This window comes from Halorubrum gandharaense (assembly GCF_054654575.1).
This window is the reverse complement of sequence record NZ_BAAIET010000001.1, coordinates 792,340-804,673: the sequence shown is the minus strand read 5'-3', so window position 1 is coordinate 804,673 and position 12,334 is coordinate 792,340. Positions and strand designations below refer to the sequence as shown.

At 65.7% G+C, this 12,334-nt stretch carries 12 protein-coding genes and 1 other RNA gene; 8 read left to right on the top strand and 5 right to left on the bottom strand.

The annotated features are described in order from the left end of the window. The first annotated feature begins 112 nt into the window (after positions 1 to 112). The 4 genes from ACYQ07_RS03745 to ACYQ07_RS03730 all read left to right on the top strand — a co-directional run bounded on the left by ACYQ07_RS03745 (position 113) and on the right by ACYQ07_RS03730 (position 4,008). The gene (locus ACYQ07_RS03745; RefSeq protein ID WP_459877558.1) at positions 113 to 529 is read left to right on the top strand and encodes a DUF7548 family protein; all 417 of its coding nucleotides are present in this window, start codon (positions 113 to 115) and stop codon (positions 527 to 529) included. Between the two features lie 126 nt (positions 530 to 655). After that, an RNA gene (gene ffs / locus ACYQ07_RS03740) (signal recognition particle sRNA) lies at positions 656 to 968 on the top strand. Between the two features lie 775 nt (positions 969 to 1,743). Next, a complete protein-coding gene (locus ACYQ07_RS03735; protein WP_459877555.1) occupies positions 1,744 to 2,688 on the top strand; it encodes a DNA adenine methylase in 945 nt (314 codons plus the stop codon). A 48-nt stretch (positions 2,689 to 2,736) separates the two neighbouring features. Beyond that, positions 2,737 to 4,008, top strand: coding sequence for an ethylbenzene dehydrogenase-related protein (locus ACYQ07_RS03730; protein ID WP_459877552.1), 1,272 nt, complete (start codon positions 2,737 to 2,739; stop codon positions 4,006 to 4,008). A gap of 24 nt (positions 4,009 to 4,032) precedes the next feature. Here the strand turns inward: ACYQ07_RS03730 and ACYQ07_RS03725 are convergent, their stop codons facing one another. Beyond that, positions 4,033 to 4,776 carry a protein sorting system archaetidylserine synthase gene (locus ACYQ07_RS03725; RefSeq protein ID WP_459877549.1) on the bottom strand — a complete coding sequence of 248 codons (744 nt, stop codon included), beginning with the start codon at positions 4,774 to 4,776 and terminating at the stop codon, positions 4,033 to 4,035. Positions 4,777 to 4,923: 147 nt separating this feature from the next. Between ACYQ07_RS03725 and ACYQ07_RS03720 the strand changes: the two genes are divergently transcribed. Both ACYQ07_RS03720 and ACYQ07_RS03715 read left to right on the top strand, forming a co-directional pair. Next, entirely contained in the window at positions 4,924 to 5,469 is a 546-nt protein-coding gene (locus ACYQ07_RS03720) for a cupredoxin domain-containing protein (protein ID WP_459877546.1), read from the top strand. Between the two features lie 77 nt (positions 5,470 to 5,546). Beyond that, the gene (locus tag ACYQ07_RS03715) at positions 5,547 to 6,026 is read left to right on the top strand and encodes a hypothetical protein (protein WP_459877543.1); all 480 of its coding nucleotides are present in this window, start codon (positions 5,547 to 5,549) and stop codon (positions 6,024 to 6,026) included. Position 6,027: 1 nt separating this feature from the next. Here the strand turns inward: ACYQ07_RS03715 and ACYQ07_RS03710 are convergent, their stop codons facing one another. From ACYQ07_RS03710 to ACYQ07_RS03700, 3 genes are all read right to left on the bottom strand, one after another. Beyond that, positions 6,028 to 6,912 (bottom strand): class 1 fructose-bisphosphatase, encoded by an 885-nt coding sequence (locus tag ACYQ07_RS03710; protein WP_459877540.1) that lies wholly within the window; start codon positions 6,910 to 6,912, stop codon positions 6,028 to 6,030. Further along, the gene (locus ACYQ07_RS03705) at positions 6,912 to 7,730 is read right to left on the bottom strand and encodes a class I fructose-bisphosphate aldolase (protein WP_459877537.1); all 819 of its coding nucleotides are present in this window, start codon (positions 7,728 to 7,730) and stop codon (positions 6,912 to 6,914) included. The genes ACYQ07_RS03710 and ACYQ07_RS03705 overlap by 1 nt, the downstream gene beginning before the upstream one ends. Positions 7,731 to 8,538: 808 nt before the next feature. Next, positions 8,539 to 9,276, bottom strand: coding sequence for a DUF7409 domain-containing protein (locus tag ACYQ07_RS03700; protein ID WP_459877534.1), 738 nt, complete (start codon positions 9,274 to 9,276; stop codon positions 8,539 to 8,541). Positions 9,277 to 9,380: 104 nt separating this feature from the next. Here ACYQ07_RS03700 and ACYQ07_RS03695 point away from each other — a divergent pair, with 104 nt between their 5' ends. Continuing rightward, entirely contained in the window at positions 9,381 to 10,019 is a 639-nt protein-coding gene (locus ACYQ07_RS03695; RefSeq protein ID WP_459877531.1) for an IS6 family transposase, read from the top strand. 21 nt (positions 10,020 to 10,040) lie between these two features. Here the strand turns inward: ACYQ07_RS03695 and ACYQ07_RS03690 are convergent, their stop codons facing one another. Further along, positions 10,041 to 10,241 carry an SAM-dependent methyltransferase gene (locus ACYQ07_RS03690; protein WP_459877528.1) on the bottom strand — a complete coding sequence of 67 codons (201 nt, stop codon included), beginning with the start codon at positions 10,239 to 10,241 and terminating at the stop codon, positions 10,041 to 10,043. A 202-nt stretch (positions 10,242 to 10,443) separates the two neighbouring features. Between ACYQ07_RS03690 and ACYQ07_RS03685 the strand changes: the two genes are divergently transcribed. After that, positions 10,444 to 12,324: a hypothetical protein gene (locus ACYQ07_RS03685; protein ID WP_459877525.1), complete on the top strand. Its 1,881-nt coding sequence runs from the start codon at positions 10,444 to 10,446 to the stop codon at positions 12,322 to 12,324. The last annotated feature ends 10 nt before the right edge of the window (positions 12,325 to 12,334 follow it).

Genomic DNA, 12,334 nt, shown 5'->3' with positions numbered 1-12,334 from the left:
CGACGGGAGCGGAGGCGACGCGGACGACAAGACGAGCTGAGCCCGCGAGCCGGCGGCGCGCGCCGCATCCTCGATCGCACCCTTTTATCGCCCGGCGCCCGGAGCATCGGCCATGAACCTCCGCGACCTCTCACGGACGGTGGGGATCGTCGCCAGCCTGCTGGTGGTCGTCGTGCTCGCGGCGCCGTACGCCGTCGTTTCGGGTCACGAGAACCTGCTCGTGAGCTACTACTCCGCCGGCGTGGTGGGCGCCGGCGGGATCGGCCTGTTCGCCCTCCTCTTTGCCGTGGTGTTCGCCTCGATCGAGCAGGGGAACGTCGACCCCGGCACGCTGGCGGGCGTCGTCGTCGTCCTCGGCGTCGGCACCGTCGCACTCGCCGTGCTCTGGTGGCTCTCCATCGACGACACCGTGCTGTTCAGCTTCCCGCCGGAGTACCGCTGGCTGGAGTGGCACCCGATCGCGGTCGTGGGGCTCTCGCTTCCGCTGCCGGTGTGTGCCGGAGTGTACGCCCGCGAGATTCTGGCGTAGCCCAGTCCCGCACCGGCGTGACCCGCCGAGCGCGCCGGCGCACGCCACCTTGAAACCGCCGGACGGGGTCGCATCACACATCGGGGTCGGAGACGAAAGGCCCATAAGGGGCACCCGTGTACGATAGAGTGGACTAGGTCGGGCGGTTAGGCCCCGCTCGCAACCCGTGAGGCAGTCTTTAGCGGGGACCGAACGCCGGGCGCGTCCGGACCGACCGGTACGGGCCCCGAGAGCCAACGTGGAAGCCTCGTCCGACGGGGACAGCGGTCCGCGGCGCCCGCTCGCAGGAGCGGTCCGTCGCGGTTCGCCGGCGACAACGGGTCAGGCGCGGAAGCGAGCAGCCCACCGCTGGACGCCAGTCGCTCGTTGGGTCGCGGGGTGGAGGAGGCAATCGGGATACCCCGTGCCGGAACGCCGGGCCAACCCGGTCCGTCCACCACTCATACCTGCGGACCATTTTCGCCGAGGGTTCGCCGAATCGCCGGCCAAGGATCTCCACCAAAAAGCCGCGAGCGCCGGCGCTCGCGGTACGTGAGAGACCGATATAGCGACTGCCCAGCACGACAAGCCCACGACCGTCACAGCGACTCTACCAGTTCTTCGCTGAGTGGTATCGGGAGTGAGTGTTGTACGTGGTTGGTGTTGGCGTTTATAAGCGGGGCGTTGGTGAGGTTGGTCTCTCTTTATAAGGCGTGTTTGTTCGGTGAGTCACTGGTGCTGCGCTGATGAGGACCGCCGGCAAAGCCCCAGCCGGCTCCGGTCGAGGGGCTCGCTGCGCTCCTCGCTCTCAACACCGCCCGCTGCGGTGCTTACGTCGCCCGTCTTCCCGGAGCCGGCTGCCCCTTTGAGTCCCACCCCGCACCGCTCCGCACAGCACCTCACACCTCCCCAGCCTCGCCGCTCGCTTCGCTCGCGGCGTCCCTCGCGCGCCGACGAGCGCCCACGGGGCGCTCGCCGGGCGCGCCACCGCACCGCATCTTGTTTATAAGTCGTACGTCACCCCACTCTCGACCGTTTATATACTCTACCTTCGGTAACGAATTGCAATACTCGCTCCCGCTGTCACTCACCGACCACCCACACCGTCCGCCTTTTTCAGGCGCAAAGTGCGCTGATAAGGCGCCCAACGACACACCGACCGCAACCATCTGCCCTCCCAACGGCTCCACGAACGACCGCTTTTTACCACGCCGGCGACTGGTGTCGAACGACCGATGGCGACGCCGATCCTCAAGTGGGCGGGTGGGAAACGCCAGCTGCTCGACGAGCTGTACGCCCGCTTTCCGGCGTCGTACGACCCCGCCGAGAACGCCTATCACGAGCCGTTTCTCGGGAGCGGCGCGCTCTTTTTCGACCACGAACCCCGGATGGGGACCGTCAACGATCGGAACGCCCGACTGCACAACTTCTATGTGCAGGTACGCGAGCGTCCGGAGGCGCTGATCGAGCGCTGCCGGGCGTTCGACGACCCGGAGTCCGACCCGGATCCCGACCTGGAGTTCGCGGACGCCGACCGCAAGGACCGCGACGTGGACGCCTACTACTACCAGCAGCGCGCGCTGTTCAACCGCCGGCCGAACGACGAGCCGTTCGACGCCCTCGACGAGGCCGCACGCTTGCTGTACCTCAATCGCACGGGGTTCAACGGGCTCTATCGCGAGAACAGCGACGGCGAGTTCAACGTCCCGATCGGGCGCTACGCCAACCCCGACTGGGTTCGGGCGACGGAGGTCCGCGAGGCGAGTCGCGTGCTGAACCAGCTCGACCGCGAAGATCTCCGGCAGGGTGACTACGGCTACGTCGCGGACGCCGCCGCGCCCGGCGACCTCGTCTACTTCGACCCGCCGTACGAGCCGATGAGCCCGACGGCGGATTTCGCCGAGTACAGCGCCGGCGGCTTCGACCGCGAGGACCAGCTCGACCTCCTGGACCTGGCGACCGACCTCGCGGACCGCGGCGTTCACGTCGTGCTCTCGAACTCCGGCGTGATGTACGATACCTACGCGGACGCCGGGCTGTACGTCGACCACGAGGGCGCGACGCGGGCGATCAACAGCGACGCCGACGCGCGCGGCGAGGTTGACGAGGTGATCGCGACGAGCGTCCCGCCCGCGAAGCGCCGGACCGCGGGACAGCAGTCGCTCGGCGAGTTCGAGTGACTGCCGGGCGTCGAACGAGTTATGGACCGACCGGTCACACACCCGAGCATGACCGACCACTGGAGGCCGGACGCACCCCTCAAGCGACTGCGGACGAAGATCGCCTTCAACTCGGAGCGGATCCACTTCCAGTTTCGCTGGGACCAGCCGAATCCGGGTGGCTGGATCCACGATATGCTCGTGTACCGCGATGGCGAGTGGACGCAATTCGCAAACCCCTCACCCTGGGTCACAGGGAAGGACGCTCCGGAACACACTGGCTTCTACGAGGACCGGGTGAGCTTTCTTTTCGACGACGGATCCGTCAGAGGGTTCGAGGAGTTCGGCGGGTGGCTGACCGCCCACACGGGGATGCGGTCGCTGCCGAGCGAGGCGCCGGCGTCCGAGGTGCAAGCTGACGACCACTTCGGTCCTGAGGGGCTCGACAAGACGGACATTCGCAAGTACATCCCCCACGCCTGTGCGGGCGAGTGGTGGGAGAACGACTGGCGCGAGATGCGGCCACAACACGAGCTCGACCGGCTCAAACGCGACGGCGTCTTTCTGGACCTGCCGATGTGGCGGGCCCACCGCAGCAATCCGATGGGGTACGGCACGGACCACCACGTGCTCGACTACCGCCACGGCGACCAAGGTCGGAACACGTACACGTCACAGGAGTGGGATCCCGAAACCGGGCCGGAGCTCATGTGGGACCCCGACGTCGTCGAGGGCGGTGCGCTCGACTACCACGAGATCCGCGAGGGCGAGTTCCCGGATCAGCAGGAGGGCACGTACGCGTTGGAGATGGCGGACGCCGTCGAGTTCGACCCCGAGGTCGCAGAGTGGGAGGGGGCGATGATCCCGCGTCGACCGCTTCAGGAGCCGCACGGAAGTGCCGCGGACTGGCGCGCGAACGGCGTCTGGGAGGACGGCGAGTGGATCGTCGAGATGTGGCGGGACCTGCGGACGGACCATCCATTGGACACGACACAGCTCGAACCCGGAGGGGTGTACACGTGGACGCCGGCGGTCCACCACGGAGCGGGCAAGCGGTGGCACTGGGTCGCCTACCCGTACAAACTCGGTCTCGGCGTCGAACCCGAATATTGGGGACAACAGCACACCGACGGAACGACCGAACTCGTCGCCGAGCGGTTCGACGGTTCCGCGCCGGACTGGTCCGAAGTTCGGACGTACACGATCCCGCTGATATTCCCCGGGCTCATGGACTGGAGCGCCCTCACGAGCGACGACTACGAACGCGCCGAGGCGGTTCGGAACCTCGACGTTTCGATGTGGGAACTGTACGAGAACGACCCGGAGTCGTTCATCGAGTAAACGTCGCGGGCGCCGACGAGTGGGCTACGCCGGTTCCTCCGCGTCCGTCCGTCCGTGCGTGTTCTCCCAGTAGAACTTCGGTCCGAAGAGGAGGTAGGCCGTCGCGAGGAACAGCAGCGCCCACGCGAACCCCTCGCCGATCCACGCCGGCGTCATCGGCACTAACGCGTGGATGACGGGCGCGAGCACGGCGGCCGCCTGCACGACTCCCATCACGAGCGCGTCCTGCGCGTGGAGGTCCGGGTAGGTGATCGACGACAGCATCAGGCAGGCGAACGCGCCCGTCGCCACGAGCAGGAGCACTGGTGAGGTGTAGCCGGTGAGGACGGCGGCCGCGAGGAGAGTCGCGGCGAGGGTCGTCGGCACGCCCGTCGTCTCGCGAACCTTGCTGTCGTATGCGGTGTAGAGCCCGAGCCGGGCGACGCCCGTGGCGACGAACAGCGCGGGCACTGCCAGCACGAGCGTCCCGATAACGGGGCTCTCGGCGACGGGCCACGCCTCCAGCGCAAGCACGGCGACGATCATCGCGGGCGCGACACAGAAGGAAGCCACGTCCGCCAGCGAGTCGAGGTACTCGCCGGCGGGCGTCGAGCCACGGTGGCGGGCGACGACCCCGTCGAGCCCGTCGGCGATGGCGCCGAACAGGACGAGTCGGGCCGCCGTCTCCACGTCGACGGTGGCGACGACGGCGGCGAGAAAGCCCACCGCCGCGTTCGTCACCGTCACCGCGTCGGCGAGCCCGAGACGGCGGGCGAACCGCAGGTGCATACACCAGGGGACGCCCACGGCGCTTTTAGGGTTTGTTATCGGGAATCGACCGAGCGCAGCCGGCAGCGAGCCCGAGCATCTGCGCCGGCGTTCCCACGACGTGAGGCAAATCGCGTGCTTAAAACGCCTGACCCGCCAAGGGCGAGTATGCACCGGAGACGGTTCCTCGGGCTCCTCGGCGCCGCATCTACCGCGGGCGTCGCCGTCGGCTCGCTCGCGCTCGCCGGCTGTCTGGAGGCCGAACAGGGCGCCCCCGACGACGCGCATGGCGATCACGACGGCGACGGGCATCCGGACACCGATCCCGTCGAGGATCCCGATGTCGTCGACGGCGACGAGCAGACGGACCGCTGGCCCGAGGAGTCGTTCGACGTGGCGATGACCGCCGACGAGTTCGTTCCGGAAGTGCTCACGATCTCCGTCGGCGACACGGTCGTCTGGGAGAACACCAGCTCGCGTGCCCACACCGTCACCGCCTACGAGAACGCGATTCCGGAGGCGGCCGACTACTTCGCCTCGGGCGGGTTCGACGACGAGCGAACCGCTCGCGAGGCGTTCTGGGACGAGTTCGGCGGGTCGCTGGAGAACGGCGACCGCTACGAGGTCACCTTCGCGGAGCCCGGCCGCTACGACTACGTCTGTGTCCCCCACGAGGAGGGCGGGATGCTCGGCGCCGTCGTCGTCGAAGAGTAGGTGGCACTCGTCCTCCCGGCGTCAACCCGTACTGGCCGGCCCGGTGATTCTTCAGGGTTCACCCCGACCGTTCGGACATGAGCGATGACAACGAGGGCGCTCGTCGGGCCTACTACGACTCCGCGTACGGTGACCTCGGCACGGAGGGTACGGAGGACACGGAGGGTACGGAGGAGAGTGTCGAGGAGGCGGCGGCGGTTACTGCCGCTGCTGTCGGTGCCGACGACGCCGACGGTGTAGACCCCACCGATGCCGGTACGGCGGACCCCGTTGTCTCCGCCCGCGGCGACCGGTCGGAGCCGGCGAGCACGCTCGACCGTGTCGCGGAGACGCTCGCGACGCTCGGCGTGTACGTCGCGCTCGTCTCCACGCTGGCGGTCCCCATCGGCTTGGCGGCCGTCGGGATGGGCGTCCAGCCCGCGGGCAACTACCTCGTCACCGGCTCGCTCGGCGGCTGGGTGCTCGCGATGGGGGTGGCGCTCGTTGCGGGGATGCGCGAGAGCGACCCGTACGAGAACGCCGAGGAGAAACGGGAGACGGAGCGGAGCTTCTTCTAGCTCACTCGTCGAGCGCGTCCTCCAGCCGGTCGATCAGCGACTCGTTGCCGACGTACAGCGGCGCGCGCTGGTGGAGCGTCGACGCCTCGGCGTCGAGCACGGATCCGTCGCCCGTCGAGGAGGCGCCACCGGCGCGCTCGACGATAAACGCGATGGGGTTCGCCTCGAACTGGTGCCGAAGCTTGCCGGCTGGCGCGTCGACGAGCGCCGGGTAGGCGAACACGCCGCCGTAGGTGAGCACCTGGTTCACGTCGCCGACCATCGCCCCGCCGTAGCGGAGCTTTAGCTCGGACTCCACCTCCCGGGCGTACGCCAGGAAGTCGTCCGTCCAGTCCGGGACGCGTCCCCCAAAGCCGTAGACGGTCGGCTCGTCAGGGACGGAGAGGTCGTCATCGACTACGGTCCGGGAAGCGCCACCGTCGCCGTCGCTGTCACCCTCCACCACCTCCTCTCGGACGCCGGTCGCATCTGCAACCACCATCGTCGTGATGGGGCCGTACAGCACGTAGCCGGCGGCAACGAGGTCGCGCCCGGAGGCGGGGAGGGGGGAGTCGTACACCCCAACGACCGTCCCCATCGCGTTGTTCGACCGGAGGTTCGAGGAGCCGTCGAGAGGATCGACGGCGACGGCGTATCCCTCGCCGGCGTCGACCGTCTCCCGGCGCTCCTCGCTGGCGTAGCTGCCGACGCCGTCGACCGCCGAGACCGCCTCCGCGAGCAGCTCGTCGGCGTACACGTCGGCCGCCATCACCGTCTCGCCGGAGGGGTTCTCCGTTCCGCTCTCCACTCGTCGGCCTGGGAGCGCCTCGCGGACGGCCGGCGCCGTGTTCGCGACCGCGTCGAAGACGGCGTCGACGACGGGGTTGGCGCTGGCATCGCGGACCATCAGAGGCGGTCGTCGCGATTCTCGCCGGTCGCCTCCCGAAGCGCCTCCTTCGCGGTGGTGCCGCCGAAGACGACCGCCTCAAGCGCGTCGAGGATCTCCTCGGGGTTATCACGCTGGAAGACGTTGCGACCGACGGCGAGTCCGTCGGCGCCGGCGTCCATCGCGGCCTCGACCGTCGAGAGGAACGCCTCGTCGTCCGTCTTCGAGCCGCCGGACATCACGACCTGCGTGCGGCCGGCCATCTCGACGGCCTCCGCCATCGCGTCCATCGAGCCGGGGTACTTCACTTTCGCCACGTCGGCGCCGAGCTCCAGTCCGAGCCGCGTCGCGTAGGCGATGGTGTCGGCGCTGGTGTCGTTTTTGACGCCCTGTCCGCGAGGGTACGACCACATGACGACGCCCATGTCGCGCTCGCGGGCGCCCTCCTGAACGTCGCGGAACTCCTCGGCCATCTCCACCTCGTGGTTGGAGCCGCCGTACAGCGTGAAGCCGACGGCGTCGGCGCCGAGCTCCTTGGCGTACTCCGGCGTGCAGTTCACCGGCGAGTCCGGCTCGCCCATCCAGAGGTTCGACGTGCCGTTCATCTTGAGCAGGAGGTTCACGTCGTCGGCGTACTCCGGGTAGTACGCCTCCGCGATCCCCTTCTGGACGGCGACCGCGGTGACGGCGTCATGTCGGCCCAGCTCGAACACCGTCGCGGGGTCGGCCGTCTCGGGGTTCGGCTCGAAGTCGACCGGCCCGTGTTCCAACCCGTGGTCGTACGCGAGAATGAGGAACTTTCCGTCCCGGGAGATCGCGTCGGTGGCGTTAGGAATCATCAGTTCGTACGTCGGTCACATCCATCAAAAGGACTGCGGTGCCTTCGTCACCACTGTCCCGCGAATATCGCCGCGAGAAGCGTTCGTAAAGAAATGTACACCGGATCAGCGTGGGAAAGATATTACTACTCAGATAGTAAATTCGGATTGCGACGCGCTGTTGAAATCCTCTTCTTCAGCCAATTTCTCAACTGAGATACCCTGTTGATCAGACTTGCTGGCTGACCGGTTCCGGGAGTGAGTGTTGCAACTGACGGCATCGGTAATCGCTTATAAATGGTCGTGAACGGTTTCGCTGCTATCTTATAAACCCAGGTCGCGGTCGGCGCGCGCGAGAAACGCGCGCGAGGGAGGTCGACGGCGGCCGCGGAGCGGTCCCGCGGCCGCCGTCGACCGAGGCTGGGGAGGGCTGAGGCTGCTGTGCGGTGCTGTGCGGGGTGGGACTCAAAGGGGCAGCCGGCTCCGGGAAGACGGGCGACGCAAGCACTTTTCAGGGCGTCGGGCGGTGCGGAGAGACGCCCTGAAAAGCGCGCAGCGAGCGTCCCGCGAGCTTGCGAGCGGGACGACGGAAGTCGCAGCCCGCGAGCAATGCGAGAGCGACCGGAGGGAGCTCTCGATAGCGAACGGCGAAGCCGTGAGCAGCGAGCCGGAACGTCTTCCGGAACCCTCGACCGGAGCCGGCTGGGGCTTTGCCGGCGGTCCTCTCCAGTGTCGCACCAGCAACTCACCGGACAACCTCTGCTTATAAATGGCAAGCAACACGGTTCACATCCCACTTATAAGCGACTCGGGCACCGCCGACTCCGCCTCACTCCTGCGCGTCGAGCGCCGCGGCGTGCCACCCGGCGACACGCTCGTCGGCGATGTCGAGTACGTCGGCGACGTGTTCGGGGTCGGCGGTCGCGAGACTCCGGACGGAGGTGATCCCCGCCTCCGCGAGTAGTCCCGCAGCGTCGGGATCGTTCGCGACCACGTCCAGCGTCGACAGCGGCGTCGGCTTCGAGCGCGTGCGCCACGCCGCCTCCGCTGCCACGGGGTCACCGCTCCCGTCCGCGACGGTGGAATCGGGGTCGTCGGCTTTCGACGCCGACACCCACGCGCTCTCCGCGTCCGTCGCCGGCGTGTCGCCGGCGCCGGCATCGTCTCCCGCTGCCGAGCGGGTACCGGTCGGCGTCCAGTCCCCGCTGGCCGTGGTGTCGGTCTCGGCGCCGGCGTCCGCATCCACATCGTCCGACGACTCCCAGTCGCCGGCGGAGGCGGCCACCCACGCGGCCTCCTCGCTGCCGAGTCCGCGAACCTGCGTCGAGCGACGGTCGAGCCCGTCGCCGGCCTCGAACGACCACGACAGCGAGTGCTCCCGGCGGATCTTCGCGGCCACGCCGGGATTGACGCCGGCGTCGACGAGCATCCGGAAGGAGACACGCTTATCGCGCACGTCGGCCGCCGAGAGGTCACCCGTCTCGAACACCGCCGCCGTGGCTGGCCCGACCCACTTCAGGTCGGCGGGTTCTTCACCGGAATCGCCGTCGGCATCCTCGCTAACCATCGTTCCTCGTTGGAGAAGGATTGGCGAACGGCCCATAAGAAGGTTTGCCCCCGCGTCACGGTCGCGTTAAGTTAGAGAATGAGGCGGACGATGTCTGAGTGTCTATGGCAGAAATCGACCGCCTCAGCGAACGTATCGCGTGGATTGACTTGTCGTTTGTGGAGCGAGATCGAACTCCACGATGGGGGATTGAAGTAGGGATCCGCTGTCACTTAGCCAGTATGTCGCTCCGCGAGGTAAGTAACCATCTCGAAAGATTTGGGATCAATCGAAGTCATGTCGCCATTCATAACTGGGTTCACAAAGCTAATCTACAGCCGATCTCGACAGTCTCTGCGGATCAGCTTGCGGTTGACGAAAAGATGATCCGCCTCCACGGTCAGAAGTTCTGGCTGTACGGGGCGGTTGATCCGTATACCAACGAAATCCTCCATTTAAGCCTCTACCCGACAGCAACGAAACAGACGACACGATGGTTTCTCACCGAGCTTCACCGACGCTATCAGCTCGATGATGTCGAATTTCTCGTCGATGACGCCGATTATCTCGGCCCAGTTCTTGCTGAGGACGGCTATCGATTTCGGGTGATACGCCATGGAAATCGGAACGCTATTGAACGTGTCTTTTGGGAAATAGAACGACGAACATCTTCATTTGCAAACAGTTTCAGCAATGTCGCGTTAGAGACAGCTCAAAATTGGCTCGAATCCTTCGCCGTCTACCACAATTCACGCCAAACTTAACGCGACCGAGGACCGTTCTACTCAAAAGGGAGTTTTCCCCTCGATCGCGACGGGCTTTTCGGCGTATACGACGGTGTAGTAGTTGCGAGCCGCCAGCTTGTCGGCGTCGCTGGTCACGATCGGCTCGCCATCGCCCATGAAGAGGCGCCGACCATACACCACTTCGTATCCCGCTTCCTGAAGCTTCTTCTCAGTCGCAGGAACGTCAATCTCCTTGAACAACACGAGTCGGCCGGGATCTGTTGGTGCCTCTCGACCCGGCGCTTCGCGGAGCGTCCACTCTGCGCCGACGAGAATCCCTCTGAAGAAGTGGATTCCAACAACCCCCCGACTCCTATCAGTGACGGGGTCCGGATGCTCCGAACTATATCAGGTGCCGTCTTTAGGGAAACGTTGAATAAGATACATCCAGGTTGTCGGAACAATGGATGTTTTCGACCGCGATCCGTCGATGCTCGCGTGGGGGATCGCCGGTGCCCCCCTTCTGGTAACGTTCGTACAGACTGTTCTCTCTCTTCTGGACTGGACGTCAGAGACGCTTGGGATCGAAGGGTTGTTGAGTCCGATGTTCGCCGTCGACGTGCTGTTTGAGGCTGCCGTCGTGTTCAAAGAGCAGCCTGCGCTTGTGACATTCCTGTTCGTTCTGATCACGGCGGCGTGGGTCGTACAGGGGCTCGCCATGATCAAACTCGCTAACCGGGACGTGACGTTCGCTGCGGCGGGGTTCGCTGCGATCCTCTACTTCGGACTGTTCTTCGGGGTGTATTCCGCGCTGTTCGGGCGTGGGATCTCGGCCATCCAGCTTGCCGGCTTCTTTTCGGTACCGGTCGTCGCCGCAGGGCTCGTCGCCGGCGCTGCGTTGTCTCATGACTGGTCGGAAGACGTGCTCGAACGGTCGTCGGAGCGGATCGGAGAGTTGGAGGTCGAACTAGCGGCGGCGAAGGAGACCTTCGAGACCGAGTTCGACACGCGGATCGGGTCGGTGGAACCGTTCGAGCCGGTTGCACCGAGCGGAGTCGCCAAGGTTCGGTCGAAGCATGACGCCTTTTACGACCAGTGTGATGCCATCGAGGCGGAGCTCGACGAGCTTCGGGACACCGATGATCCGACGGCCGTCCAGTCAGAAGTGAGCCGTTTGGAGTCTCGGGTCGAGGGACTAGGCCCGGAAGACGTCGTCGAACAGATGGGCTCGGAGCTCCGTCGAAAAGTACGCTCGGGGATCCGAACCGAGTTCGGTGGCACCGAGTTCGCTTCCAGATACGGAGGGAACTACGTAATCACGAACCTCTCTGCGGAGTACCGGGAGGTTGGTCTCCCACCATCAGGGAGCGCCGTTCACGTACAGGATCTTCGCAACGTGCTTGAGCAGCGACTGGCCGCTGGAGACTCCTTGGCCGAGGTGGCGACGGCGCTCGACGCCGCGGTCGACCAACGGAACCGACTCAGGTCGATGCTGGACGAGCAGGAAGAGGAGACGGCCGATCGGATCGACGTTGTCGACGGTCAGTTGACCATCGTCAAAGAGCAGATCGGCCAGTTGCCGGAGGAGATAGCCGGGCGTATCGAAGAAACGGTAGTCGAGAACCGTTCACCGGAGTTCGACGGTGTCCACGCGATCGAGCAGGCGATCAGAAATGCGAAGGGTGCGCTTCACGACTGCCGCTTCGACGAGGTTGATCGAATTCTCGATGAGGCAGAACACAATGCCGAGACGCTTGTCTCCACGGTGGAGTTCCTTCGATCGTTGGACGGTCGGATAGGCCACGGGGGATCCAATGTCGACGTGCCGGAGGGAATTCCGAATGACGTGGTCGAATCGATAGCTCCGGCATTAAGCGACCGACACGGGGTTGATGTTTCCGTCGTTGACGGGCGGGTCGAGTTTGGCGAGGATCCGCGGCCGGAACTGGACGACGATGACGATTACACGGACGATCCACAAGCTGAGTCCACGGCTGGGGAGAGAGTCTCGAACACGGGGACTGCCTCGGATTCCCCGGAAAAACGGCCGGAAGAGGTGCTGGATTCGGCGCTGTACTTCCTCCGTGAGTTGGAGGAATTTGCGCGGGAATCTGAAGACGGGAGAGTTCAGTATCAAACCGAGCAACTGCCACCGGGCGTCGGGACGGAGGCGACGCTTGACGTCGTCGAACGATTCCTCGAAAACCAGTCTGATCTGTTCGACGAAGTGACGCTTCAGTCGACGGATCCGCCCGCATTCATTGAACTCGTCGTGGTCGACGGCGTGACGTCGACTGCGGCGGTACGGACCGCCCGTGACCGGTTCGTTGAGCGCTACGACTGACCACCGTCTC

What these genes read in the sequence shown, in the direction of transcription:
- ACYQ07_RS03685 (WP_459877525.1), top strand. Translation starts at nt 10,444, where the DNA reads ATGGATGTTTTCGACCGCGATCCGTCGATGCTCGCGTGGGGGATCGCC.
- ACYQ07_RS03725 (WP_459877549.1), bottom strand. Translation starts at nt 4,776, where the DNA reads ATGCACCTGCGGTTCGCCCGCCGTCTCGGGCTCGCCGACGCGGTGACG.
- ACYQ07_RS03720 (WP_459877546.1), top strand. Translation starts at nt 4,924, where the DNA reads ATGCACCGGAGACGGTTCCTCGGGCTCCTCGGCGCCGCATCTACCGCG.
- ACYQ07_RS03715 (WP_459877543.1), top strand. Translation starts at nt 5,547, where the DNA reads ATGAGCGATGACAACGAGGGCGCTCGTCGGGCCTACTACGACTCCGCG.
- ACYQ07_RS03695 (WP_459877531.1), top strand. Translation starts at nt 9,381, where the DNA reads ATGGCAGAAATCGACCGCCTCAGCGAACGTATCGCGTGGATTGACTTG.
- ACYQ07_RS03730 (WP_459877552.1), top strand. Translation starts at nt 2,737, where the DNA reads ATGACCGACCACTGGAGGCCGGACGCACCCCTCAAGCGACTGCGGACG.
- ACYQ07_RS03700 (WP_459877534.1), bottom strand. Translation starts at nt 9,276, where the DNA reads ATGGTTAGCGAGGATGCCGACGGCGATTCCGGTGAAGAACCCGCCGAC.
- ACYQ07_RS03745 (WP_459877558.1), top strand. Translation starts at nt 113, where the DNA reads ATGAACCTCCGCGACCTCTCACGGACGGTGGGGATCGTCGCCAGCCTG.
- ACYQ07_RS03710 (WP_459877540.1), bottom strand. Translation starts at nt 6,912, where the DNA reads ATGGTCCGCGATGCCAGCGCCAACCCCGTCGTCGACGCCGTCTTCGAC.
- ACYQ07_RS03705 (WP_459877537.1), bottom strand. Translation starts at nt 7,730, where the DNA reads ATGATTCCTAACGCCACCGACGCGATCTCCCGGGACGGAAAGTTCCTC.
- ACYQ07_RS03735 (WP_459877555.1), top strand. Translation starts at nt 1,744, where the DNA reads ATGGCGACGCCGATCCTCAAGTGGGCGGGTGGGAAACGCCAGCTGCTC.